The sequence below is a fragment of the Streptomyces sp. NBC_01622 genome, assembly GCF_045209635.1.
Taxonomy (GTDB): Bacteria; Actinomycetota; Actinomycetes; order Streptomycetales; family Streptomycetaceae; genus Streptomyces.
In genome coordinates, this window is the sequence record NZ_CP109293.1 from 4,545,082 (window position 1) to 4,570,185 (window position 25,104).

19 protein-coding genes are annotated in these 25,104 nt (G+C 71.7%); 8 read left to right on the top strand and 11 right to left on the bottom strand.

Annotated elements, in window-relative coordinates; genetic code table 11:
- Window position 1: 1 nt before the first annotated feature.
- On the bottom strand, window positions 2-1,741 hold the full coding sequence (locus OH768_RS20415) for a DUF6350 family protein (RefSeq protein ID WP_406455604.1): 1,740 nt from the start codon (window positions 1,739-1,741) through the stop codon (window positions 2-4).
- A gap of 96 nt (window positions 1,742-1,837) precedes the next feature.
- Between OH768_RS20415 and OH768_RS20420 the strand changes: the two genes are divergently transcribed.
- Entirely contained in the window at window positions 1,838-2,974 is a 1,137-nt protein-coding gene (locus OH768_RS20420; RefSeq protein WP_406455606.1) for a helix-turn-helix domain-containing protein, read from the top strand.
- 226 nt (window positions 2,975-3,200) lie between these two features.
- Here the strand turns inward: OH768_RS20420 and sucD are convergent, their stop codons facing one another.
- From sucD to OH768_RS20455, 7 genes are all read right to left on the bottom strand, one after another.
- On the bottom strand, window positions 3,201-4,085 hold the full coding sequence (sucD, locus tag OH768_RS20425) for a succinate--CoA ligase subunit alpha (RefSeq protein ID WP_019066811.1): 885 nt from the start codon (window positions 4,083-4,085) through the stop codon (window positions 3,201-3,203).
- Between the two features lie 21 nt (window positions 4,086-4,106).
- Window positions 4,107-5,285 carry an ADP-forming succinate--CoA ligase subunit beta gene (gene sucC / locus OH768_RS20430; RefSeq protein WP_328679935.1) on the bottom strand — a complete coding sequence of 393 codons (1,179 nt, stop codon included), beginning with the start codon at window positions 5,283-5,285 and terminating at the stop codon, window positions 4,107-4,109.
- A 410-nt stretch (window positions 5,286-5,695) separates the two neighbouring features.
- Window positions 5,696-5,878 carry a hypothetical protein gene (locus OH768_RS20435; protein WP_406455609.1) on the bottom strand — a complete coding sequence of 61 codons (183 nt, stop codon included), beginning with the start codon at window positions 5,876-5,878 and terminating at the stop codon, window positions 5,696-5,698.
- Window positions 5,879-5,957: 79 nt separating this feature from the next.
- On the bottom strand, window positions 5,958-6,788 hold the full coding sequence (locus OH768_RS20440; protein ID WP_406455611.1) for a hypothetical protein: 831 nt from the start codon (window positions 6,786-6,788) through the stop codon (window positions 5,958-5,960).
- 65 nt (window positions 6,789-6,853) lie between these two features.
- Window positions 6,854-8,047, bottom strand: coding sequence for a VWA domain-containing protein (locus tag OH768_RS20445; RefSeq protein ID WP_406465367.1), 1,194 nt, complete (start codon window positions 8,045-8,047; stop codon window positions 6,854-6,856).
- Between the two features lie 175 nt (window positions 8,048-8,222).
- Window positions 8,223-10,709 carry a DUF5682 family protein gene (locus OH768_RS20450; RefSeq protein WP_406455613.1) on the bottom strand — a complete coding sequence of 829 codons (2,487 nt, stop codon included), beginning with the start codon at window positions 10,707-10,709 and terminating at the stop codon, window positions 8,223-8,225.
- Window positions 10,710-10,772: 63 nt separating this feature from the next.
- Window positions 10,773-11,912: an AAA family ATPase gene (locus OH768_RS20455; protein WP_406455615.1), complete on the bottom strand. Its 1,140-nt coding sequence runs from the start codon at window positions 11,910-11,912 to the stop codon at window positions 10,773-10,775.
- A gap of 133 nt (window positions 11,913-12,045) precedes the next feature.
- On the opposite strand from OH768_RS20455, the gene OH768_RS20460 reads away from it, so the two are divergent.
- Together OH768_RS20460 and OH768_RS20465 are read left to right on the top strand one after the other, a co-directional pair.
- Window positions 12,046-13,398, top strand: coding sequence for an SWIM zinc finger family protein (locus OH768_RS20460; RefSeq protein WP_406455617.1), 1,353 nt, complete (start codon window positions 12,046-12,048; stop codon window positions 13,396-13,398).
- A gap of 32 nt (window positions 13,399-13,430) precedes the next feature.
- On the top strand, window positions 13,431-15,035 hold the full coding sequence (locus OH768_RS20465) for a DUF5691 domain-containing protein (protein WP_406455619.1): 1,605 nt from the start codon (window positions 13,431-13,433) through the stop codon (window positions 15,033-15,035).
- Between the two features lie 84 nt (window positions 15,036-15,119).
- Here OH768_RS20465 and OH768_RS20470 read toward each other — a convergent pair whose 3' ends face one another.
- Window positions 15,120-15,536, bottom strand: a complete 417-nt coding sequence (locus OH768_RS20470) for a cobalamin B12-binding domain-containing protein (protein ID WP_406455621.1) — start codon at window positions 15,534-15,536, stop codon at window positions 15,120-15,122.
- Between the two features lie 400 nt (window positions 15,537-15,936).
- Here OH768_RS20470 and OH768_RS20475 point away from each other — a divergent pair, with 400 nt between their 5' ends.
- Together OH768_RS20475 and OH768_RS20480 are read left to right on the top strand one after the other, a co-directional pair.
- On the top strand, window positions 15,937-16,806 hold the full coding sequence (locus tag OH768_RS20475) for an esterase/lipase family protein (RefSeq protein ID WP_406455623.1): 870 nt from the start codon (window positions 15,937-15,939) through the stop codon (window positions 16,804-16,806).
- Between the two features lie 271 nt (window positions 16,807-17,077).
- The gene (locus OH768_RS20480) at window positions 17,078-18,583 is read left to right on the top strand and encodes a M23 family metallopeptidase (protein WP_406465369.1); all 1,506 of its coding nucleotides are present in this window, start codon (window positions 17,078-17,080) and stop codon (window positions 18,581-18,583) included.
- 12 nt (window positions 18,584-18,595) lie between these two features.
- Here the strand turns inward: OH768_RS20480 and pcrA are convergent, their stop codons facing one another.
- Window positions 18,596-21,097 carry a DNA helicase PcrA gene (gene pcrA / locus OH768_RS20485; RefSeq protein ID WP_406455625.1) on the bottom strand — a complete coding sequence of 834 codons (2,502 nt, stop codon included), beginning with the start codon at window positions 21,095-21,097 and terminating at the stop codon, window positions 18,596-18,598.
- Window positions 21,098-21,329: 232 nt separating this feature from the next.
- Here pcrA and OH768_RS20490 point away from each other — a divergent pair, with 232 nt between their 5' ends.
- Entirely contained in the window at window positions 21,330-22,154 is an 825-nt protein-coding gene (locus OH768_RS20490) for a C40 family peptidase (RefSeq protein WP_406455627.1), read from the top strand.
- Window positions 22,155-22,279: 125 nt separating this feature from the next.
- Window positions 22,280-23,269, top strand: coding sequence for a tellurite resistance/C4-dicarboxylate transporter family protein (locus tag OH768_RS20495; protein ID WP_406455629.1), 990 nt, complete (start codon window positions 22,280-22,282; stop codon window positions 23,267-23,269).
- Here the strand turns inward: OH768_RS20495 and OH768_RS20500 are convergent.
- Window positions 23,247-23,600 carry a hypothetical protein gene (locus OH768_RS20500; RefSeq protein WP_019066795.1) on the bottom strand — a complete coding sequence of 118 codons (354 nt, stop codon included), beginning with the start codon at window positions 23,598-23,600 and terminating at the stop codon, window positions 23,247-23,249. The two genes, OH768_RS20495 and OH768_RS20500, sit on opposite strands and share 23 nt — an antisense overlap.
- Window positions 23,601-24,014: 414 nt before the next feature.
- On the opposite strand from OH768_RS20500, the gene OH768_RS20505 reads away from it, so the two are divergent.
- Window positions 24,015-25,091 (top strand): NlpC/P60 family protein, encoded by a 1,077-nt coding sequence (locus OH768_RS20505; RefSeq protein ID WP_406455632.1) that lies wholly within the window; start codon window positions 24,015-24,017, stop codon window positions 25,089-25,091.
- Window positions 25,092-25,104: the final 13 nt, after the last annotated feature.

Below are 25,104 nucleotides of genomic sequence, written 5' to 3' on the forward strand. Positions count from 1 at the left end.
GTCAGTTGGGCTCGGGCTCGTCCGCGGGTTCCGGGTGTTCCGGGTGTTCCGGTGGAGTCGACGCCTCCCTCAGGGCCGCCCAGCGGGCCTCGCGGGAGGCGTCGTCGTACCAGGGGGTGGGCGAGGGCGCCGACGGGACGTCGACGGGCAGGAAGTCGTACGGGTCGAACGTCGGGTCGTGGTCGTAGGCGATGTACGGCTCGTCGACGGGGGCCTGGACCGGTACAGGTACCGGTGTCTCCTTCGGTTTACGGGTGAACCAGCGTCGGCCGACCGTGAACGGCCTCCGGAACCGGCGTCCCGGCGGAGCATCCGGCGCCTTCTCGGCCGCGCCCTCCCGCGGCTTCCCGATCGTCGGCTTCGGCGCCCTGGGTTCCCGCAGTCGCCATGCCCGCAGCCCCATCGCCGTGGGTACCGCGACCACCGCGAGCCATCCCAGCGCCGCGCCCCCGGTCTGCCACCACACCGGCCCGAACCGCGCGAGCGCGGCACCCCCGAGCGGACCGCCCGACAGCTCCGCGAACAGCGCCAGCGCTACGGCGCACAGGGCGGCGGCGAGCAGTGCGGTGGCGGCGGTGCGGCCCTGCGGCCAGGGTGCCGACGCCCGGGTGACCGCCCCTCGTGAGCCGCCCGCTTCCACCACCTCGCCCTCGCCGTCGCCCTGTTGGCCCACCGCGACCCGTGCCACGAACCAGCCCACCGTCAGCCCGGCGGCCACCGGCAGCAGTACCGCCAGCCAGTTCAGCGGGGTTCCGGTGCCCGCGTCCGGGACCGCCGCGAGGAGTGGGAACGGGGGGAGCAGGGGGGCCGGGGCTGAGGAGAGGGGGTCCACCGTGTGGTGGGTGCCGAGCGCGAAGCCGGGGCCGAGGGCGTAGGCCGCCGACCAGACCGCCGCGTTCGGGATCAGCGCCAAACAGAGCAACAGCACGGCGAACCGGCCCGACAGAGCCTCCGTCAGCCGCAGGAACGACGTCTGCGCCGCGCCGCCGTGCCAGACCAGGGAAGCCGTGAGCAGCAGCGCACCGCCCCCGACGAACACCGCCGTGCCGATCCCGGCGGCGCGCGCGGCGGTGCCGATCCGGGCCCTGGACTCGCGGGCCTCCGGACCGAGGACGAGCCGCCGCAGCCCGGCCGGCAACAGCACCAGCACGCTCAACACGGGTTCACGCGGGCGCCCGTACGCCGTCCACACACCGGAACCGGCCGCGCCCGCCGCGAGCAGCGGCAGGCACACCACCGTCCAGCTCCAGGAAGGGGACAGCTGACCTCCGGACGCGTAGAGCGCGGCGGCGGTGCCGACGGCGAGGTAGCCGAGGGCGACGCCGGCCCAGGCGGTGCGGGCCGGGACCGGCGGGATGTCGGTGTCCTCGTCCGCCCCGCCCAGCACCGCGTCCCGGGCCGCCCGGTGCAGCAGCCAGACCGGCAGGACGAGGAGAAGCAGCGGGGTCACGCCTACGGGGGCCGGGATTCCGGAGAGGGTGTCGGTGCGGACCAGTTCGACGCCGTGCGCGAGGAGCCAGAGCGCGGCGGCCATGTGCAGGGCGCCGTCGGGTCCGCTGTCCGGGTACGGCGAACTGATCCAGAGCACCATCACGAGCACGGCGAACGAACCGAGTCCGAGCCCCGCCGCGACCGCGCCACCCAAGAGGCTGGCGGCCAGTCCGGAGGATCGGTCGCGCATCCGGGTGAGGAGGGACGACAGCGACGGTCGGCGGTGGGTCATCGGCATCACGACCGCCATGCTCCCAACGACACGCGCTTTCTCGTCGTAACAGGCGAACCTCCGAAGTGTCGCTCAATATAAATATATGTACCTTTTCGTACGAAGGGGCATCCGGTGACGCAGACCCCTGCAACCCCGCTCCCGCCGCCCGAGGAACGCCGACGGCTGCGCGAGGCCGCGTCCCTGACGCAGGCTCAGCTCGCCACGCGGGTGGGCGTCAGCCGCGAGACGGTGCGCGCGTGGGAGACCGGCCGCACCACACCACGCGGCCGGAAACGGGAGGCGTACGCGAAATTGCTCGACGACCTGGCCGAGGACATCCCCGCAGTGGAAGAGACGGAGGCAGCGGTGGAAGCCGTCGCGGCAGTGGTGCCGGAGGCTCAACCGGAGCCGGAGCACGCCGACATCGTCGTGGTCGAGATCCCCGTACCGCACACCGCTCCGGCGCCCGCCCCCCTGACACCCGCTCAGGCCTTCGACGCGCTCTACGCGTTCTGCGCGCCCTCCCTCGTACGGCAGACCTATCTGCTGACCGGGCGGCGCGAGTTGGCGCGGGAGTCCGTGGAACGGGCCTTCCAGACCGCGTGGCAGCGCTGGCCCGAGGTGGCGGTCGACCGCGACCCGGCCGGCTGGGTGCGCTCGGTCGCGTACGAGTACGCGCTCTCCCCCTGGCACCGCTTCCGCCCCAGATACCGCCACCCGGAACCCCCACCCCCGGCCCCCGCCGACCGCGCCCTGCTCACCGCACTCCTCGGACTCCCGCCGTCGTACCGCCGCACGCTTCTCCTCTACGACGGTGTCGGGCTCGGTCTCGCGGAGATGGCGGCGGAGACGGAGGCGAGCACGCCGGCCGCGGCGAACCGGCTGCTGCACGCGCGCGAGGCCGTCGCCGCGCGGCTCCCGGAGCTCTCGGACCCGGCCGAGCTGCACCGGCGGCTGACCGAACTGGCCTCCACGGGACGGTTGCACGCGGCCAAGCCGCCGACGGTGCGGTTCGTCGGCGAACGCCGCACCCTGTTCTGGACCCGGGCGGCGATCGCGTTCACCGTCACCATCATTGGCGCGACGACGCTGACGTTGCGGACGGCTCCGACGCACTATGAGCCGCCGGTGCCGTTGGGGCAGCGGGTGGAGGGGGTGCCGCCGCGGGCTGTGCAGGGGGCGTTGTCGGAGGAGGAGGTGCAGCTCCGGGACCGGTTGCGGAACGGGATGACTGTTGGACGCGAAAGGCTGCTTCCGTTGAGTCGTTAGGTGCGGGCCGGCGGGGGCCGGTCGCGCAGTTCCCCGCGCCCCTAAAAGAAACAGCGGGCCGGTGTCTTCAGGGGCGCGGGGCTGTATCAATTTGCGGCTCCGCCGCGTGGGCGCGACCGGCCACGACGCACCCGCAGCCGCCGAACAACCCGACCCGGCACCCCATGACGCGCGATGGGCCCGCCCCCACACAGGGGGCGGGCCCATCGACGCTCAGCTGAGAAACTCAGCCGGCCAGGATCTCGCGGGCCAGCTTCGCCGTCTCGGTCGGCGTCTTGCCGACCTTGACGCCGGCGGCCTCGAGGGCCTCCTTCTTCGCGGCGGCCGTGCCGGAGGAACCGGAGACGATGGCGCCGGCGTGGCCCATCGTCTTGCCCTCGGGCGCGGTGAAGCCGGCGACGTAACCGACGACAGGCTTCGTGACGTTCTTCGCGATGAAGTCCGCCGCACGCTCCTCCGCGTCGCCACCGATCTCACCGATCATCACGATCAGGTCGGTGTCGGGGTCGGCCTCGAACGCGGCGAGCGCGTCGATGTGCGTCGTACCGATGACCGGGTCGCCACCGATGCCGACGGCGGACGAGAAGCCGATGTCACGCAGCTCGTACATCATCTGGTACGTCAGCGTGCCGGACTTCGAGACCAGGCCGATACGGCCCGGCTTGGTGATGTCGCCCGGGATGATGCCGGCGTTCGACTGGCCCGGGGTGATGAGACCGGGGCAGTTCGGGCCGATGATCCGGGTCTTGTTGCCCTTGGCCACGGCGTACGCGTAGAACGCGGCCGAGTCGTGGACGGCGATGCCCTCGGTGATGACGACCGCGAGCGGGATCTCGGCGTCGATCGCCTCGACGACGGCGGCCTTGGAGAAGGCCGGCGGTACGAAGAGGACGGATACGTTCGCGCCCGTCTTCTCGATCGCCTCGGCGACCGTGCCGAAGACCGGGATCTCGGTGCCGTCGACGTCGACGGACGTGCCGGCCTTACGGGGGTTGACGCCACCGACGATGTTGGTGCCGTCGGCCAGCATGAGCTTGGTGTGCTTCATGCCCGTGGAGCCGGTCATGCCCTGGACGATGACCTTGCTGTCCTTGGTGAGGAAGATAGCCATGGCTGTTTTGTCCCTCGTCCCTTACTTCGCAGCCGCGAGCTCGGCGGCCTTGTCGGCCGCGCCGTCCATGGTGTCCACGCGCTGGACCAGCGGGTGGTTGGCGTCGGAGAGGATCTTGCGACCCAGCTCGGCGTTGTTGCCGTCGAGGCGGACGACGAGGGGCTTGGTGACTTCCTCGCCCTTGTCCGCGAGCAGCTGCAGCGCCTGCACGATGCCGTTGGCGACCTCGTCGCACGCGGTGATGCCGCCGAAGACGTTGACGAAGACCGACTTGACGTCGGGGTCGCCCAGGATGATCTCCAGGCCGTTCGCCATCACGGCCGCGGACGCGCCGCCGCCGATGTCGAGGAAGTTGGCGGGCTTGACCCCACCGTGGTTCTCACCGGCGTACGCGACGACGTCGAGGGTGCTCATGACGAGACCCGCGCCGTTGCCGATGATGCCGACCTCGCCGTCGAGCTTGACGTAGTTGAGGTTCTTCTCCTTGGCGGCCGCCTCAAGCGGGTTCGCCGAGTCCTTGTCCTCAAGCGCCGCGTGGTCCGCCTGGCGGAACTCGGCGTTCTCGTCCAGCGAGACCTTGCCGTCGAGGGCGATGACGCGGCCGTCGGCGACCTTCGCGAGGGGGTTGACCTCGACGAGGAGGGCGTCCTCCTTGACGAAGGTGTCCCACAGGGTCACCAGGATCTCGGCGACCTGCTCGGCGACGTCGGCCGGGAACTTCGCCTGCGCGACGATCTCGCGGGCCTTCTCGATGCTCACGCCCTCGTTGGCGTTGACCGGGACCTTCGCGAGCGCCTCGGGGTTCTCCTCCGCGACGACCTCGATCTCCACGCCGCCCTGGACGGACGCCATGGCGAGGAAGGTGCGGTTGGTGCGGTCGAGGAGGTACGAGACGTAGTACTCCTCGACGATCTCGGGCGCGGTCTCGGCGATCATCACCTTGTGGACCGTGTGGCCCTTGATGTCCATGCCGAGGATGTCCGTCGCACGCGCGACGGCCTCGTCCGGGGTGGCGGCGAGCTTCACGCCACCCGCCTTGCCACGGCCGCCGACCTTCACCTGGGCCTTGACGACGGACTTGCCGCCGAGCCGCTCCGTGGCTGCGCGGGCCGCCTCAGGCGTGTCGATGACTTCACCGGCCAGCACCGGTACATCGTGCTTGGCGAAGAGGTCCCTCGCCTGATACTCGAACAGGTCCACGCGCTTCCGTCCTCAGTGATCTCGCGGTTCGTTGGATGCGTGGGCGTGCCGCGAAGGGCAACGTGACGTCCGCTGTCACAAGGGAGGCGCACACGGTGACCGAGCGCGCGGCATGTCCGTCTCGCAGGTTATCGCTGCTTGCGGAGGGCCCCTAAATCGAGGGTCACACCTGAGCGGTGATACCTGTCACATGATGCCGGAGTCCGTGACACGGAGTGCCGCGGACGGGTCGTGCGGGCGGGGCCTCACCGGGTTGGGGTTGGCCCGGTGAGGCCCCTTGTACGCCCCCTTAGGGGTGCAGGGCGGCTGATTCCCACCCCAATGAGAATCTCTCCGCCCGTACCGTGAGATTCGCCCCGGACACACCGATGGCTTTCGACCGTCCGGGGGCTGTCACCTCACGGAGTCGGTTACTGCCGCTCCGGCACGGGGCTGCCGCTCCGGGCGCAGACATTGCGTGCGGCCTGGGCACCCTGGATGGCCGCGGCGGCCCGGACCCTGGACGCCCTCGGGACGGAGACCTCGGCGTCGACGAGGCGTCGGCGGATGTCGGCCGGGGTGTTGTCGGTGCTCATGGTCGTGTTCTTGCTCATGCGTGCGTCGGTTCCTCAGGCGTCACAGAAATCGGGACATGGCGACATTCCAGGCAGCTCATCTGCCGGAAGGGCCTGCCTAGCCTGGGAAAACGGGAACGTCCCGGTACCTGTCCCGGGTCTCTACGACGTCCGCACGCGCGGCGACACCGGGCACGAACCGCACGGGCACCCGGCTGTGCGAGGTCACGGCGTGCGCGTCACAGTGCCGCGAGGTACCGCCGTCCACGGCCGACTGGTTGCGCGGCGCACCGTCGGGGTCGCCGTTCGGCGCCTGATGGGCCGGCGCGGGTCCGGCGGCGGGCCGCGCACGGTAAAGGGTGTCGGAGGGGGTCACGGCGGCAGCGTCGGCCACCGAAGGCGGCCCGTACGTGACTCCTACGCCTACCTCCGGGTCGGCCGACCTCGCCTGCGAACCGTGTCCACCGCCCGAGGGCTGCGAGGCCGACCGGACGGGCACCGGCACCGTGTGCGCCGACGGCACCCGCACCGGAATCACCGGCCGGCTCGGCTGACTCGGCAATCCGGGAAGTGTGGGCAGCGTAGGCAACTCGGGCAACGAAGGTGCCTCGGCCAACACCGCGGTCACCGTCTTCGTCACCACGTCACTCACGGGCCGCACGACCCGCTCCACGGTGTCCGAGACCGGAGCAAGCACCGGAGCGACAACAGGAACCTGAACCGAAACCGGCTTCACCACCGAGGCCACCGAAGCCGCCACCGGGATCCCCGGCTTGCCGAGACTCACCGGCTTGCCCAGAACTCCGTCCGCCGCCTGCGCCTGTCCTCCGCACACGAGGCCGAACACGAACAACCCGCCCACCAGCAGGGCCAGTTGGAGCACACGCCGCCCCGCCGCCGTACGCGTCACGCGCAGGGCGGCACCGGACAGTGCGGCGGGCCAGATCATGAGGCGACGATCCTCGCACGGTCCTCCCGAGGACGCGCAACCCCCCTGTCCCCCGAGCCCGTTCGTCAGGCCGTGTCGGGTATCGGCAACGGCCGCTTCTCGATCGCCGCCGCCATCACCTCCGGGAACAGATCGGGCGTACAGGCGAAGGCCGGCGCCCCCAACGCGGCGAGCGCTGCGGCGTGTTCGCGGTCGTAGGCGGGCGCCCCCTCGTCGGACAACGCGAGCAGCGTCACGAACTGCACCCCCGACGCCTTCATCGCCGCGACCCGCTTGAGCATCTCGTTCCGTATCCCCCCTTCGTAGAGGTCGCTGATCAGCACGACCACCGTCTCCGCGGGCCGGGTGATCTGCGACTGGCAGTACGCGAGCGCCCTGTTGATGTCCGTACCGCCGCCGAGCTGTGTCCCGAAGAGGACGTCCACCGGGTCGTCGAGCTGGTCGGTGAGGTCGACGACCGCCGTGTCGAAGACGACGAGCCGGGTGTTGATCGACCGCATGGACGCCAGCACCGCCCCGAACACGGAGGCGTAGACGACGGACGCGGCCATCGACCCGGACTGGTCGATGCAGAGGACGACCTCCTTCTTCACGGACTGGGACGCCCGCCCGTATCCGATCAGCCGCTCGGGCACGATCGTCCGGTACTCCGGCAGGTAGTGCTTGAGGTTGGCCGCGATCGTGCGGTTCCAGTCGATGTCGTGGTGGCGCGGCCGGTTGATACGGGCGCTGCGGTCGAGGGCGCCGGTGAGGGTGGCCCGGGTGCGGGTGGCGAGCCGCTTCTCCAGGTCCTCGACGACCTTGCGCACCACCGCCCGCGCCGTCTCCTTCGTGGTCTCCGGCATCGCCTTGTTGAGGGAGAGCAGCGTGCCGACCAGGTGCACGTCGGCCTCCACCGCTTCCAGCATCTCCGGTTCGAGCAGCAGCGCGGACAGCCCGAGCCGGTCGATGGCGTCGCGCTGCATGACCTGGACGACCGAGGAGGGGAAGTACGTCCGGATGTCCCCGAGCCAGCGGGCGACGGACGGCGCCGACGCCCCGAGCCCCGCCGAACGGTCCTTCCCCGCCCGCTCGTTGTCCCCCCTGCCGTACAGCGCGGCCAGCGCGCCGTCCATCGCGGCGTCCTGCCCGGACAGCGCGCACCCGGTGCCATCGGCCGCGTCGCCCCCGAGCACCAGCCGCCACCGCCGCAACCGCTCCTGCCCCGGGTCCGCGACCACGCCGACGTCGCCGGTCCCAGCCACCCCGTTCGCCGTCATCGCCGTCGTCCCCGTCGCACCGTTCACCGTCATCCGCGCACCCCCGTACGCAGCCCTTCCCACAACGGCACGACCCGCACGGCAGTCGCCGGACGATCCTCGGTCCGACGCCCAGCGCCCACCGCCTGAGCCCTCTCCCCCGGCCTCCTCGTGCCCTGCCTACCGCTGCTCGCCGTCATCCCGCCACCCCCACAAGCTCGTTGTCGCTGTTCCCCACCAAGTCGTCCAGTCCCAGCATCAGCCGCAGCACCGGCACCACCGCATCCGCCCGCCCGGTATCCAACTCCGCGCCGAACCCGGATATCCCGACCGCCGTCGCCACCGCCCCCACCTGCTTCCCGGGCCCGCGCCGCACCAGCTCGCCGAGCGTTCTGCGCACCCCCGGCTCGTACGCCGAGAACGTGCGCCGCAGCAACGGCAGTACGTCCGTGAACGCCTCCGCCGGCACCCCGGTCAGCCATGCGTCCACCAGCCCGAGCAGCCGCTCGTCGTGCACGAGGAGCAGCCCGCCCCCGCCGCCGACGAAGCCCTCGATCCACGTCGCCGCGTCCGCCGGCGGTGTCCCGGGCGAGAGCACCAGCCCCATCAGCCGGGCCGCCTCGTCCGGCCCCAACTCCCCGCCGTCCAGCAGGAGTCGTACGGCACGTCCCCGGATGACGCCCGGCACGGTGTCCCGCGCGGAGAGCGTCCGAAGCACCGTGCGCCAGCGACGGCGCAGGTCGCCGTGGCCGAGGGCGGGAGCATCGCCGTGACCGGGCACGGAGGCATCTCCACTCCCGGCCTTCGAGGCCCTACCCCGCTCGGCCCCGAGGGCTGCATCCCGCCCAGCCCCACCAACATCCCCCAGCAGTGCCACCGCCCCGTGCACCGCGTCCACATGACGTCGCATCTCCTCCGCCGCGTCCGCGTCGAGAGCCGTGCAGGCCGGGGGCAGGCCGACGAAGATCCGCTCGGCGAGGCCCGCGGCGACCTCCGTCAGCGCGCCGGTGTCGGTGCCGCGCACGTCGCCGTAGCGCAGCGAACGGACCAGGGCGGGCAGCGCCTGGGCGAGGTGGCCGACGTCGGTGTCGAGGGCGGCGCGGTCGGCGAGGATCCGCATCACCACGGGGAGCGCGTCCGGGAGTTCGGCCAGCAGGCAGTGCTCGGCGAGGGCGGTGACGTCGGCGAGGCTCTGTGCCACGACGGCGTCCGTCTCCGCCTTGGCGTTCGCCGCGGCGAGCACGGTGGTGCCCCAGACGCCCGCCTCGGCGACCCGTACCGCCAACTCCGGTTCCCAGCGCAGCCGCCACGTCTCCCGGAACGTACCCGTGCTCCCCCGCGAGGCGACCGGCTCGCCCCACTCGATGCCCAGCAGCCGCAGCCGGTGCAGCAGTCTGCTGCGCGCGGCGTCGGTTTCCTTGCGCAGGTCGAGCTCCAACTCCCGCTCCAGCGCCTCCGGTTTGATCCGCAGCCTGCGCTGCTGCCGGTCGAGGTCGCGCTGCAGCGGCACGGCGGGAGCGCCCGGCGGCACCTCGCCCAGCACATCCCCTACGACGAGCCGGTCACGCACCAGGGACAGCGGGACGTCCGAGCCCTCGCACATCACCGCGCGCACCGCGTCGGTGGTCTCGCCGAGCCCCGGCAACGGCCGGCCGCGCATCACGGCTAGCGTCTCCGCCAGCCGTACCGCCTCGATGACATGGGCCGGGGAGACGATCCGGTCCTCCTCCCGCAGCAGCCCCGCGACCTTGGTCATCCACCGCTCGACCGGCCGGTCAGGCGCGGCGAACAGATGGCCGTACCAGCCCGGCGAGTCGATGCCCGCGCCGTAGCCGCCGGCCCGGGACAGCCTGCGGTGTGTCCACGGCACCCAGGTCAGCTCGGCCTTGACCTTGGGCAGCCCCTTCAGCAGTGCGCGGTCCGCTGCGACGGCGGTCCGCTGCCGCAGTGCGGGCACATGCCAGGCCCCGCACACCACGGCCACGCCGTCCTCGAACTCCCGTTGCGCCGCGCGTACTTGCAGCCGCATGTACGCCTCACGCACCAGGTCCCGGTCGTGCCCGCCGACCCCGTAGGTCTCGCGCAGCGCCCCCATGGCCTCCTCCAGCGCGCTGAACGGCGCGAACGGGTCCCGCTCCCCCACACCCCGGTGCTCGACGACGTCCTCCCACCAGCGCTCGGGGTCGTCGTACCCCGCGGTCTCGGCGAGCACGGCGAGGGGGTCGACGCGGATGTCGGGGCCGGAGGGCGTGTCGGGGGCGGGCGGGTCCGGCCGCCGCTCCTCTCCCGTGGGCTCGTCCTCGGCGTCCGGGGTGTCCTTCCCCTCCCTCTCCCACGCCAGCGTGTGCGCGGCCGGAAGGTCGATGAAACGGGCCGGCACCCCGTGCTCCAGGGCCCACCGAATCGCGACCCATTCCGGGGAGAACTCGGCCAGCGGCCAGAAGGCCGAACGGCCGGGCTCGTCCACGGCGTGGGCGAGGAGCGCGACCGGCGGTCGCATGTCCTCTTCGGCGGCCAGCGGAATCAGCGCGTCGGCCTCGGGCGGCCCCTCGATCAGTACGACCCGCGGCCGGGCCGCCGCCAGCGCGGCCCGCACGGCCCGCGCCGATCCGGGCCCGTGATGCCGCACCCCGAGCAGCAGCGGTCCGGCGCCCGGACCACCGGCCCCCTCAGTACCCGTCACTTCGTCCCCCTCGCCTCCGGGTCGGACTCCAAGCGGAGTCGTCGACCAGCCCCCTCGACCCGCTCACGCGCTCACCTCCCGGCAGGCCCGGTAGAAGTCCTTCCAGCCGTCGCGCTCCCGGACGACCGCTTCCAGGTACTCCTGCCAGATGACGCGGTCGGCCGCCGGGTCGCGGACGACGGCGCCGAGGATGCCCGCGGCGACGTCGCTCGGCCGCAGCAGCCCGTCGCCGAAGTGGGCTGCCAGGGCAAGTCCGTTGGTGACGACGGAGATCGCCTCGGCCGTCGACAGCGTGCCGCTGGGCGACTTCAGCTTCGTCCGCCCGTCCGCCGTGATCCCGTCGCGCAGCTCACGGAAGACGGTGACCACCCGGCGGATCTCGTCGACCCCCTCGGGCACCGCCGGCAGGTCGAGCGAGCGGCCGATCTGGTCGACGCGGCGGGCGACGATGTCGACCTCGGCGTCCGCGCTCTCCGGCAACGGCAGCACCACTGTGTTGAATCGGCGGCGCAGGGCGCTGGAGAGGTCGTTGACACCGCGGTCGCGGTCGTTCGCCGTGGCGATCAGGTTGAAGCCACGGACGGCCTGCACCTCCTGCCCCAACTCCGGTATGGGCAGCGTCTTCTCCGACAGGATCGTGATCAGCGAGTCCTGTACGTCGGCGGGGATCCGGGTCAGTTCCTCGACCCGTGCCGTCATCCCCTCCGCCATGGCCCGCATGACGGGGCTGGGCACCAGGGCGTCGCGGCTGGGGCCGTTGGCGAGCAGCTGCGCGTAGTTCCAGCCGTAGCGGATCGCCTCCTCCGGGGTGCCGGCGGTGCCCTGGACGAGCAGGGTCGAGTCGCCGCTGACCGCCGCCGCGAGGTGTTCGGAGACCCAGGTCTTGGCGGTGCCGGGCACGCCGAGCAGGAGCAGGGCGCGGTCGGTCGCGAGGGTGGTGACGGCGACCTCGACGATGCGGCGCGGGCCGACGTACTTCGGCGTGATCACCGTGCCGTCCGGCAGGATGCCTCCGAGGAGGTAGGTGGCGACCGCCCACGGCGACATCTTCCAGCGGACCGGGCGCGGCCGGTCGTCCTGTGCGGCGAGCGCGGCGAGCTCGTCGGCGAAGGCGTCCTCGGCGTGCGGACGCAGTGCCTCCGGCCGCTCGGCCGTCTGCTTCTCACTCGCCTGCGCGTTCATGGGTTCTGCGGACACAGTCATGGCTGAGGCCCCCTCCAGCTCGGCCGGTTCGGATCTGGTGTCCACCGTGCACCACGCCACTGACAATGCGATCTGACCTGCGGAAATGCTCGCGCCGGGCCGATTGTCAGTGCCGGGATCTACCTTCGATGTCATGACTCAGCAGGGGGTGCGCTGGACGGCTGACCAGGTGCTGGCACTGGCGCCTGACGCAGCGTCACGCAAGGCGGGAAGCAAGCTCGGGGCGGCGGGGCCGTGGTCCGAGGCGGGGAGTTCTGACGAGGGGACGGTGTGGGGGCTGTGCAAGGGCAGCGGCAGCAAGCCGTATCAGACGGTCGTCGACATCGCGGACACCGCGGGGCCGGCGTACAAGTGCAGTTGTCCGAGCCGCAAGTTCCCGTGCAAACACGCGCTGGGACTGCTGCTGTTGTGGGCGGGCGAGGACGGCGCGGTGCCGGCGGGGCAGGCGCCGGACTGGGCCGAGCAGTGGCTGGCGGGGCGGCGGAAGCGGACGGAGGAGAAACGGGCGGCGGACGCGCCGGGTTCCCCGGCCGCCGCTGATCCGGAGGCGGCGCGGCGCAGGGCGGAGCGCCGGGCCGAGCGGATCACCGCGGGCGCGGGCGAGTTGGAGCAGCGGCTGACGGACCTGCTGCGCACCGGGCTGGCCTCGGCGGAGCAGGCGGGGTACGGGGTGTGGGAGGAGACCGCGGCCCGCATGGTCGACGCGCAGGCGCCCGGACTGGCCGCGCGGGCAAGGGAGTTGGGGGCGATTCCGTCCTCGGGACCCGGCTGGCCGGTACGGCTGCTGGAGGAGTGCGCGCTGCTCCACCTCCTCGACCAGGCCTGGCTGCGCCGCGAGCGGCTGCCCGACGGTCTGGCGGCGACGGTCCGTTCCCGTATCGGCCTGCCCGGTTCGGCGGACGGCCCGCCGTTGCGCGACAGTTGGCTGGTTTTGGCTCAGTACGACACGGGGGAGCCGAAACTGACGACGCGCCGGATATGGCTGCACGGCACGGCGTCGGACCGTACGAGCCTACTTCTCTCGTACGGTGCGGCGGGCCGCGCCCCGGAACTCGCGCTGCCCGTCGGGCTGGCCCTGGAGGCGGAGGTGTCCGCGTTCCCCGGTGCCGGGCAGCTCCGGGCGGCCCTGGGCGAGCAGTTCGCGCCGCCCGGGCCGACGACGGCACGGCCGCGAGGCGTGACGACGGCTCAGGCCGCCGTCCGTTACGGGGAGGCGCTGCGGGACGACCCGTGGCTGGACGCGGTCCCGGTGACCTTGGACCGGGTCGTGCCGACCCCGGACGGCGACTCCTGGCAACTGGCCGACGCCGACACGGAGTCGGCACTCCCTCTCACCCCGACCGCCCGCTCCCGGCCCGGCCTGTGGCGACTCGTCGCGCTCTCCGGCGGCGCCCCGGTCAAGGTCTTCGGCGAGCTGGGCCACCGGGGCTTCACCCCGCTGACGGCCTGGCCGGAGGCGGCGGGAGAGCCAGTGTCCCTGTGCTGAGCGCACCCACCAACCCGACGGAAAGGCACCGCATGAACAGCCCCTCTGCCCCGGGCGACTGGGAGGACCTCGTCACCACTGCGCTCCTCGGCACGGACCGCCGTACGCCTCCGTGGTGCGCGCCGGGCCAGGACGCGCCCGTGGCGCTGCTGGACGCGGCGGCCGTGGAGACCGTACGACGGCGGGCGGGGCTGCGTCCGGCGCGGGCGGCCGAACTGCCGGAGCCGGCCGTGCCCGACACGCGTCCGGCGCTGCCCGTGGCGGCGGCCCGCAGACTGGTGATGCTCCTGACCGACCGTCCCGGTACGGGCGGCGGGGGACGCCGGGGCAGCTCGCCCGATCTCATGGAGTTGCTGCCCCAGTGGCTCGCGGCGGCCAACGCGCGCGGTTTCGGCGCGCCCGTCCAGGTGCTGCCCGCGCTGCTGGACGCGGCCCGGGGGCGTACGGATCTGCGGCCGGCGGCGCTGGAGTTCGCGGGCCCGCGCGCGTTGTGGCTGGCCCGGCTGAACCCGGACTGGCGGTTCGCCCTGCGCGCCACCCCGGGCGGCGGCACGGCCCTGCCGGACCTCGACGACCCGGGCCAGGTCCAACAGTTGTGGCAGGAAGGGCTGTTCGCCGAACGCGTCGGCCTGCTCGCGGCGATACGCGCGCAACGACCGGCGGTCGCACGGGAATTGCTCGTCACCACGTGGGCGACGGAGCGGGCGGAGGACCGGCTGATGTTCCTCGACTCGCTGCGTACGGGGCTCACGGCCGAGGACGAACCCTTCCTGGAGCAGGCGTTGGCCGACCGGAGCCGCAACGTACGAGCTACGGCGGCGGAGTTGCTGTCCGCGCTCCCGGACTCGGCGCTCGCCGCGCGGATGGCGGTCCGGGCCACGGTCTGCGTGGCGGTGGACCGTACGCGCGAGGAACCCGGCCTGATCGTCGAGGCGCCGCACGAGTGCGACCCGGGCATGGAGCGGGACGGTGTGGTCGCCAAGGCTCCGGCGGGGCGCGGTGAACGCTCGTGGTGGCTGGGCCAGTTGGTGGAGGCGACCCCGCTCGGGACCTGGGAGCGGCGGCTGGGCGGCCGTACGCCCCGGCAGATCGTGGCGCTGGCGGTGGCGGACGACTGGCGGGGCGAGCTGCACGCCGCGTGGTGCCGGGCGGCGGTGCGGCAGCGGAACGCCGAGTGGTCCCGGGCGCTGCTCGGGTCGCCGTCGGCACCCGAGGCGGGCGGGCCGGGGGCAGTGTCGCTGGCCGAGCGCGCCAAGCTGCTCGGCACGCTGGGCGGGGGCGAACGGGCCGAGTGGGTGGCCGGGTTCATCGCGGCGCAGGGGCTGTCCGAGGCGTTTCAGCTGCTCGGGGTGTGCGCGGTGCCGTGGGCCGCGCCGCTGGGGCGGGCCGTGGTGGACGCGCTCAACATCGCGCGGGACGCGGGGAGTTACCCATGGAGTTTCAGCGGGGTGATGGGACTGGCCGAGCGGTGTCTCGACCCGGCCGAGGCGAGCCGGCTCGACGGGTTGCTTGCGGTGCCGGACGAGGCGGAGGACGCGGCGCCGGGAGCGGGAGGTTATTGGGCGGAGGCGTTCCAGCGACTGGTGACGACGTTGCGGCTGCGTGCGGCGATGGCGCGGGAGTTGGAGGGGCCGTAGCAGCTCGGGGCTGGAGGCGCCGTAGCAGCTCGGGGGCTGAGAAATGACCGGCGCCGGGCAGCGAACCCCCGCTCGCCGCAGGCCCTACGCCCCGGCCGGCTGGCGCACGTTCTCCCGCACCCAGTCGACGATGGACTGCGTGGTCGCCCCGGGGGTGAAGATCTCCGCGACGCCCTTCTCCTTGAGGGGGGCGATGTCCGCCTCGGGGATGATCCCGCCGCCGAACACGAGGATGTCCTCCGCCTCGCGCTGCTTCAGCAGGTCGATCACGGCGGCGAAGAGCGTGTTGTGGGCGCCGGAGAGGATGGAGAGGCCGATCGCGTCGGCGTCCTCCTGGATCGCGGTGTCGACGATCTGCTCGGGGGTCTGGTGGAGGCCGGTGTAGACGACCTCCATACCGGCGTCGCGCAGCGCCCGCGCGATCACCTTGGCGCCCCGGTCGTGGCCGTCGAGCCCCGGCTTGGCCACCACCACGCGGATCGGACCGGCTGCCACACCCATCACTGCCTCCATGAAGCGACTGCGTTCATCCCTACCGACGGGTACCGCGGCACCCGCTCCGGCGCGGGGAGTGAACGAACGTTATCTCCAGCATCCCGCAACCGGCAGTTTCGCGGTGGATACCGAGGGGGAAATCACACGATGGGACACGTTCACCGCGCAGCGTTCCAGCGGGAACAAGCGCAACGGGAGCCGCAACGAGGTCGCCGCACCACCGCGCCGCAGGCCGCGCGCCGTGGTGGTGCGGCGCATCGGCGCAGGCACGAAGGGCACGCAGGGCAGGTGCGCCACGCCCGCCCCGCGCTGACCCTCGCGCACCGTCGGTGATCCTCGCGGTGGCCTCCCACGAGGGCACACGGGGGACGGAGCTGTCGATCCGTGTGCCGACAGGAGGTCGGCCATGAAGGTCACCAGGGCGGTGCAGCCCTTTCTCCCCCTCTGTCAGCGCCTTCTGCCCAGCAGGCTGGCGGGGCTCTCCATGACCCTCCTGAAAGCGACCGCCCTGGAGATCGCGATCCTCGCGGGCCACCTTCTCCTCTATCCGTCCGGCATCACCCAGGAACGCAGGCTGCCGCTTCCTCCGGCCCCCTCCCCAGAGGACGCGGCACAGCTGCCGACCGAGGCGAAACCCCCTGTGGTGCTGTTGCACGGGTTCATCGACAACCGCTCGGTGTTCGTGCTGCTGCGCCGGTCCCTGGCCCAGCACGGCCGCCGGCCGGTCGAATCGCTCAACTACTCGCCGCTGACCTGCGACATCCGTACCGCGGCCGAGCTGCTCGGCCGGCACATCGAGGAGATCTGCGAGCGCACGGGCAGTGAGCAGGTGGACATCGTCGGGCACAGTCTGGGCGGCCTGATCGCCCGCTATTACGCGCAGCGGCTCGGCGGTGACCTGCGGGTCCGCACGCTGGTGACGCTCGGGACCCCGCACTCCGGCACCGCCGTGGTCCCGCTGGCCAACGCCCATCCGATCGTCCGCCAGATGCGGCCCGGCTCGGCGGTGATCGAGGAACTGGGCCTGCCCGCCCCCGGCTGCCGCACGCATTTCGTCAGTTTCTGGAGCGACCTCGACCACCTGATGGAGCCACTGGAGACCGCCCGCATCGACCATCCCGACCTGATCACACAGAACGTGCAGGTCAGCGGCATCGGCCATCTCGCACTGCCGGTACACCCGGCCGTCGCGTCGGGCATCCGCCAGGCTCTCGACACCCCGAGGACACAGGCGCCGGCCACGACCAGCCGTACGGGCGGCCTGACGGTGGCCTGACAGCGGCCCGCCCACCGGCGCCCCGGGCGTTTCACACAGGGCGCCTACAGCGGCTGAACAGCCTCCAGCCTCGAACGCTATTCGAACGCAAGGCCAAACCCGTGCCCGCCGTCCCCCGAAACACGGCCGAATGCCCGTTTCCGGCTGACGCGAAACCAGAGGAAGATTGTCGGGCCCGCTTACTGCCGGGTACAGTCACCGCACTGCTCTGGCAGCCCCTGTTGTCGAGGCGAAAGAGAAGTTGGTGAACGACCGTCACCCGTCGGGGATCATGACCACCCCGGCTCCGGCCTCCGATGCCACCTCGGCGCAGTACGCGTCATACGGCGGACAGGACGCTCAGTACGGTGACTTCACCACGTACGGCGACCACTCCGCCACGGGTTTTCACCCCGGCGCGGACAGCGGCCAGACCACTTCGAGCTTCGCCACCGACCCCCTCTTCGGCGACATGCAGAGCCACGACGTCGGCTCGCACGCAACCGGCGCCTACAACTCCTCGGCCTGGTCCACGGGTGCTCAACACACCCTGAACTACGACCCGTACGCGGCCCAGCACCACGCCGCCTACGACACGGGCGCCTACGAGACCACCGCCTGGTCGGCCGACCACCAGCAGCTGTCCGCCATCCCGCCGCAGGCCACCAGCCCCGACATCAGCGGCCAGTGGGATGCCAACGCCTGGCTCCAGCCGGACCAGTCGGCCCATTCCGCCGCCCCCGCCAACCAGACCCAGCAATGGGAATGGGGCACGCAGGCCTTCGACACCGGCGCCTACGACGCCACGCAGTGGAACGCCGACGGCAGCCCCGCCGACGCGACCACCGCCTTCAAGCAGCCGTCGTACGACGGGACGCACGAGGGCACGTACGACGAACCCGCCCCGGAAGACGGCGAGTTGACCGCGACCGGCGAGCTGCCCGCCCTCGACCAGGCCAGGCAGGACCGGGACGGGACCGAGCCGCACCCCGAACTCCTGGAAGACCAGGAGGAGTTCACCCCGGCCCCGGCGACCGCCTCCCGGGCCGCGGGCCGCAACGGGAGCCGCTCCCGGCGCCGTACGCCTCCGAAGCGGTCCGCGCTGATGACGATCGCCGTGCCGTCCGCGTGTGTGATGGGGGTCGCGGGGATCGCCGCCGCGTCCGTCGGCACACTGACCGGCGGCAGCGACTCGACGGCGTCCGCCTCCGACGCGACCTCGGTGAAGCCGTCCGTCGCGAACAACAAGCTGGACGCGCAGATCAAGAGCCTCTCGGCCGGCGCCGACGACTTCGCCGACCGGGCCAGCCGTACGCAAGAACGTATCGACCTCAAGGCCCAGCAGGAGACCGAGAAGAAGAAGGCCGCGGCCGAGGCGGCCCGCAAGGAGCGGCTGCGCCCCAAGTACGTGCTGCCGGTGACGCAGAAGGGCCTCAGCGCCTACTTCGGCCAGGCCGGCGTCAACTGGATGTCCGTGCACACCGGCATCGACTTCCCCGTCTCGTACGGCACGACGGTGATGGCCGCGACCGACGGCGTCGTCAGTACGAAGTGGAACAGTGCCTACGGCAACATGCTGATCCTGACCGCGAAGGACGGCACACAGACCTGGTACTGCCACCTCTCCAGCTACCGCGTCCCCTCGGGGACGACGGTGAGGGCCGGCGATCCGATCGCGTACTCCGGGAACTCCGGCAACTCCACCGGCCCGCACCTGCACTTCGAGGTGCGCCCCGCGGGCGGCGCGGCGATCGACCCGCTCCCGTGGCTTCGCAGCCACGGGCTCAACCCGACGTAACTCCCGCTCCCCCTAAAGCTTTTCCACCGGCGCGTACCGCAGCAGCAGCCGCTTCGGCTTGTCCTCTCCGAAGTCGACCGTCGCCTCCGCGTTCGCTCCCGTGCCCTTCACACCGACGACCGTGCCGAGGCCGAACTGGTCGTGGGTGACCCGGTCGCCGACGGCCAGGGACACGACCGGCTTCTCCGAGGCCCTGCGGGTGGCGAAGCCCGAGGCGCCTGACGCCGACGAGCGCGAACGGGTCGAGGACAGCGAGGCCGCGATGCCCGAGGCCGGGCCCGTGGACGGCGGGGCCGCCATGGCGCCGGTCCGCTTCCACTCCACGTGTGCCGCCGGGATCTCCTCCAGGAAGCGGGAGGGCGGGTTGTACGACGGCTGTCCCCAGGCGCTGCGCAGTGAGGACCGGGTCAGATACAGGCGTTCACGCGCGCGCGTGATGCCGACGTAGGCGAGGCGCCGCTCCTCCTCCAGTTCCTTGGTCTGGCCGAGGGCGCGCATGTGCGGGAAGACGCCGTCCTCCATGCCGGTGAGGAAGACGACCGGGAACTCGAGTCCCTTGGCGGTGTGCAGGGTCATCAGGGTGATGACTCCGGAGCCGTCCTCGTCCTCGTCGGGGATCTGGTCCGAGTCGGCGACCAGGGCCACCCGCTCCAGGAAGGCGGCGAGCCCGACGGGCGTCTCGCTCTCGCCGTCCTCCGCGCTGTTCTCCTGTTCGAACTCCAGGGCCACGGCGGCGAGTTCCTGGAGGTTCTCGATGCGGGTCTCGTCCTGCGGGTCGGTGGAGGCCTGCAACTCGGCGAGATAGCCGGTGCGTTCGAGGATCGCCTCCAGGACCGTCGCCGGGCCCGCGCCGGACTCGACGATCGTACGGAGGTCCTCCATCAGCGTGTTGAACTTCTTGACCGCGTTCGTCGACCGCGCGGCCATGCCGTAGGCCTCGTCGACGCGCTTCAACGCCTGCGGGAAGCTGATCTTCTCGCGCTGCGAGAGGGCGTCGATCATCGCCTCGGCGCGCTCGCCGATGCCGCGCTTGGGAACGTTGAGGATGCGGCGCAGCGGGACCGTGTCCTCCGGGTTGGCCAGGACGCGGAGGTAGGCCAGGACGTCCCGGACCTCCTTGCGCTCGTAGAAGCGGACGCCGCCGACGACCTTGTAGGGCAGGCCGACGCGGATGAAGATCTCCTCGAAGACACGGGACTGGGCGTTCGTCCGGTAGAAGACGGCGACGTCTCCGGCCTTGGCCTCGCCCGCGTCGGTGAGACGGTCTATCTCCTCGGCGACGAACTGCGCCTCGTCGTGCTCGGTGTCGGCGACATAGCCGGTGATCTGCGCGCCCGCGCCCGCGTTGGTCCACAGGTTCTTGGGGCGGCGGGACTCGTTGCGCTCGATGACCGCGTTGGCGGCGGAGAGGATCGTCTGTGTGGAGCGGTAGTTCTGCTCCAGGAGGATCGTCGTCGCGTTCGGGTAGTCCTCCTCGAACTGGAGGATGTTGCGGATCGTCGCGCCCCGGAAGGCGTAGATCGACTGGTCGGCGTCGCCCACGACGCACAACTCGGCGGGCGGCAGGTCGTGTTCGCTCGGCGGTACGTCCTCGTCGCGCGTGCCGGTGCCGACGAGTTCCCGTACGAGCGCGTACTGCGCGTGGTTGGTGTCCTGGTACTCGTCGACCATGACGTGCCGGAAGCGGCGGCGGTAGTGCTCGGCAACGTCGGGGAAGGCGCGCAGCAGGTTGACCGTGGTCATGATCAGGTCGTCGAAGTCGAGGGCGTTGGCCTCGCGCAGCCGCGACTGGTACATGGCGTAGGCCTGGGCGAGGGTCTTCTCAAAACCGTCGGCCGCGCGGGCGGCGAAGTCCTCCTCGTCGACCAGTTCGTTCTTCAGGTTGGAGATCTGGGCGCTGAACGACTTGGGCGGGTAGCGCTTGGGGTCGAGGTCCAGGTCGCGGCAGACCAGGGCCATCAGGCGCTTGGAGTCGGCAGCGTCGTAGATCGAGAACGAGGAGGTGAAGCCGAGCTTCTTCGACTCGCGGCGCAGGATGCGCACGCAGGCGCTGTGGAAGGTCATCACCCACATCGCGTTGGCGCGCGGGCCGACGAGCTGTTCGACGCGCTCCTTCATCTCGCCCGCGGCCTTGTTGGTGAAGGTGATCGCGAGGATCTGGCCCGGATGCACATGGCGCTCGCCGAGGAGGTGGGCGATGCGGTGGGTGAGCACGCGGGTCTTGCCGGAGCCCGCGCCGGCCACGATGAGCAGCGGGGTGCCCGAGTGGACGACTGCCGCGCGCTGGTTCTCGTTCAGCCCGTCCAGGAGGGCGGCCGGGTCGACCGCCGGGCGCGGGGCGCCGTCCCGGTAGTAGGCGTCCCTGCTCGCGGGCACGTCGAACTTCCCGCCGAACAGGTCGTCCGGAACCGGCTCCGGTCCGTGCTCGTCCTCGGGCGGTGGCGGGGGCTCTTCATCGTGGGCCCGAGGGGCCTTGAGATCCGCCAGGAAGCTGTCGTCAAAGAGGCTGCTCATCGCCTTCCGAGTTTAGGGCGCCCCACTGACAACCGGCCGCCACCCCGGGAACTCGGGAAAATTCACGGTCCAGAACCGGTCGATAACGATCAGCGACGGCCAGACGCACGCATGACCGAGGTCACGCAAACGTATCGGGCATATCGGCCATCGACCTTCACACAAGCCACACAAATTGGTTAGCGTTCGATCAAGCTCCACGGCCCCACCGACCTCGGAAGGAGTCGCCTCCTTGGCGTCGTCGCACCGCAAGCCGCGTTCCGCGGGCTCGCGCATCGCAGGCATATGGACACCCGCCGACGACGGCGGTCCGCGCCTCGGAGAGGTCGAGAAGAAGATCGACGACCTCTACCGGCGGGTGGATTCGACGACCGAGAGGCCCGACGCGGCCAAGCGCACGCAGAAGATCGACTCCGTGCGGAAACAGCCGGGTTCCTTCACCGCCACCCCGCACGACCACTACGACCAGGCCCAGTTGATGAGCCGGCTGACCGCCCGCCGGAAGGGCGCGGTCGCCGCACACCTCACGGAGCGGTCCACGACGGCGGGGAAGCGTCAGGAGGCGGCCGTGAGCCTCCAGACCCCCGCCTGGACGCAGAGCGACCCGAGGACGGCCAAGGCCACCGTCCAGAAGAAGCTCTCCACCGCACGCGCGCTGTTGTCGCAGTCGGCCGCGCGGGAGCGGCGGCAAGAGGCGGCGGCACTCGCGAGGCAGGCCGTCGCCTTCGCCCGCGCCCAGATCGGCAAGCCGTACGTCGTGGGCGCCGCGGGCCCCGGCTCGTACGACTGCTCGGGCCTCGCCCAGGCCGCCTGGAAGGCCGCCGGAGTCACCCTCCCGCGCGCGACCACCGCCCAGGCGAACGCCGGCACAACGGTCCCCCTGGCCGACGCACAACCCGGCGACCTGGTCTTCTTCCACGACGACAGCAGTCACGTCGGTGTCTACGTGGGCGACGGCGTGATGATCCACGCCCCGAAGCCCGGCACCTGCGTCCGCGAGGAATCGATCCACTACGGGGGCACGTCGGCCATCCACAGCGTGGTGCGGCCGGCCTGAGCGGAATCCGTGGGCACGCGCGCGTGCGGCAGTTTTTGACGGCCACGCACGCGTGCAGGTGCTTCTGAGGTCCACGCGCGCGTGGCCCACTGTCGGCACCGGGGCGGCTCCCTAGCATCGGACCCATGTCCGGTACCGGTACCTCCCGCTTCCGCGCCTGGTGGGCGCAGCGTCCGCCGGCGGCCGGGGCCGTCGTGATGGCGACCGGCATCGTGTCGGTCGGGCTGCATCTCACCGGGTACGCGGTGCTCTCCCGTATCGCCTTCGCGCTGGCCTGTGCCTTCTGGCTGGGACTGGCCGCGGACTTCGCCATACGGCTGCTGCGGGACCGGCGGAGGTGGCTCACGGAGGCGGGGACGCCCGGTGCGGTGACCGCCGTCGCCGCAACCGCCGTACTCGGAACGCGGTTCTCGATCGCGGGCCGGCAGACCGTGGCGGAGGCGCTGCTCGCACTGGCCGTGGTGCTGTGGCCGGGGCTGCTCGTGCGGGTCCTGGGGAACTGGCGGGGGCGGATGCCCGGGACGGTGTTCCTCGGCTGTGTGGCCACGCAGTCGCTGGCCGTGCTGGGCGCCACGATCGCCGCGGCCGAATCGGTGGCCTGGCTCGCGCACACGGCGCTGGCGCTGTTCTGGTTCGGGCTGGCCCTCTACGGGTTCGCGCTGGCCCGTTTCGATTGGCGGCAGGTGATCATCGGGGCCGGTGACCACTGGCTCGTCGGCGGCGCACTCGCCGTCTCGGCACTGGCCGGGTCGAAGCTGATCGCCGCCGACAGCGCCCGCCTGTATCTGTGGAACTCCGACGACCGGGGCGTCCTGCGGGCCGTGACCGTGGCGCTGCTGGTGCTGGACGTGGCCTGGTGCGTGGTCCTGCTGGCCGCCGAGATCGTCTGGCCCAGGCCGCGCTACGACGTGCGCCGCTGGTCGACGGTGTTCCCGCTCGGGATGACGGCGGCGACCACGCTGTCCGTGGGCACCGCTGTGGACGTCCCGTGGCTCAGGACACCGGGGCAGGTGGTGCTGTGGATCGCGGTGGCGGCCTGGCTGGTGGTGGCCGCGGGGACGGTCCGGTTCTACCTCGCCGCCACGTCCGGGGTCACGTCCACAGGACCGCGATGAAGATGTTGACCATGGTGAGGCCGCCGACCAGCGCGAACTGGTTCTTGTCGACCGTCTCCTCGTCCCTCTTCACATAGACGAGTCCCAGGATCACGACCAGCAGCGCGAGCTTGATGCCGATCTTGATGTTGTTGACGTGCTGATCGTCGGCCTGGTTGAGGCCGACCAGGATCGCGCCGGTGACCAGCATGGTCAGCGCGCCGTGCAGCATGCCGGGGACGAAGCGGGCCGTCCCCTGGCCCATCGCCTTCATCTGGGTGAGGAAACCGCCGAGCAGCGCGGCGATGCCGATGATGTGCAGGCCGACGAAGAGATGGATGAGTACGTCCATGGGTCCGGAGCCTATTCAGGGGCCCGGGGCCGACCGACACCGGGCTGCCCTGTCGCTCACCGGATCTTGCATATATGCGGCCCATAGCACCGTGCCGCCCACCGCCGCGCCGGAACCGCTGCATCGGTCAGCGCGCCGCGTGAAGGCGGTGGCCCCGGACCGGAATGACAGTCACTTGACGTTAAAAGACGATCACCTCACATCATTTCCGTACATGCGTTACCGGGCCGTCATCTTCAGGTTTAGCGTCCTCCACCAGGTGACCGGCTCCCCACCGCCGCCCGGACCAGGGGCGGCCGTCGGACACCACCGCCGAGAAGGTCCGGCGGCGGCCCGCTCCCCCTGTGCGGGCCGCCGCCGGACGCGCAAACCGCCCGCTCCCCCGGCGGTCGTACGAAAGGACGTGCAGTCCACGTGGCAGCGCACCGCAAGCCCCGACAGCGCTCGCTCAGCGGCCATACGGCCCGCACCGCCGCCACGATCGCCCTCGCGGGCGCGGCGACGGCGACCGGCTTCGACGGGACCTCGCACGCCGAGCCGCAGCTGACACCGGCACAGGTCAAGGCCAAGGTGGACAAGCTGTACCAGGAGGCGGAGGTCGCCACGGAGAAGTACGACGGCGCGAAGGAGAAGGCGGACGCGGCCGAGAAGCAGCTCAACACCCTGCGGGACGAGGCGGCCCGCAAGACCGAGAAGCTCAACTCGGCGCGCGACGCGCTGGGTTACGTCGCCGCGGCCCAGTACCGCAGCGGCGGACTCGACCCCGCGGTGCAGGTCATGCTCTCGGACGACCCCGAACAGTATCTGGGCGGCGCCGAGTTCGCCGACCGGGCGGGCCACCGGCAGACGGCGGCCGTCGCTCTCGTACGGCAACAGCTGCGGGAGATCGAGCAGTTGCGCGGGGCCGCGCACATCGAACTGACCTCGCTGAAGTCGCGGCAGGCGGAGCTCGGCAGGCAGAAGAAGACCATCAACGGGAAGCTGGACCAGGCGCGGCGGCTGCTCTCCGCAGTGCCTCCGCAGCAGCGGGCCCAGGTCGAGCAGACCGCCGGCACCACGGGGCGCGCGTCACGGTCGGCAACCACGTCACGGGACGGGCTGCACGCGCCCGGCTCCTCCGCCGCCACGGCCGACGCCCCCAACTCCCGTGCTGCGGCGGCCGTTTCCTACGCCTACCAGAAGCTCGGCAGCCCCTACGTCTGGGGGGCGACCGGGCCCAACGCCTTCGACTGCTCGGGTCTCGTCCAGGCCGCCTACAACTCCGCCGGAGTCTCCCTGCCCCGCACGACCTACGCCCAGATCAACGCCGGCCAGCGGGTCTCCCGGGACGAACTGCGCCCCGGCGACCTGGTGTTCTTCTACTCGGGCATCAGCCACGTCGGCATCTACGTCGGCGACGGCCAGATGATCCACGCCCCGAACCCGTCGGCTCCGGTGCGGCTGGCGCCGATCGACCAGATGCCGTTCGCGGGGGCGACGCGGGTGGTGTGAAGCCCCGCCCGAC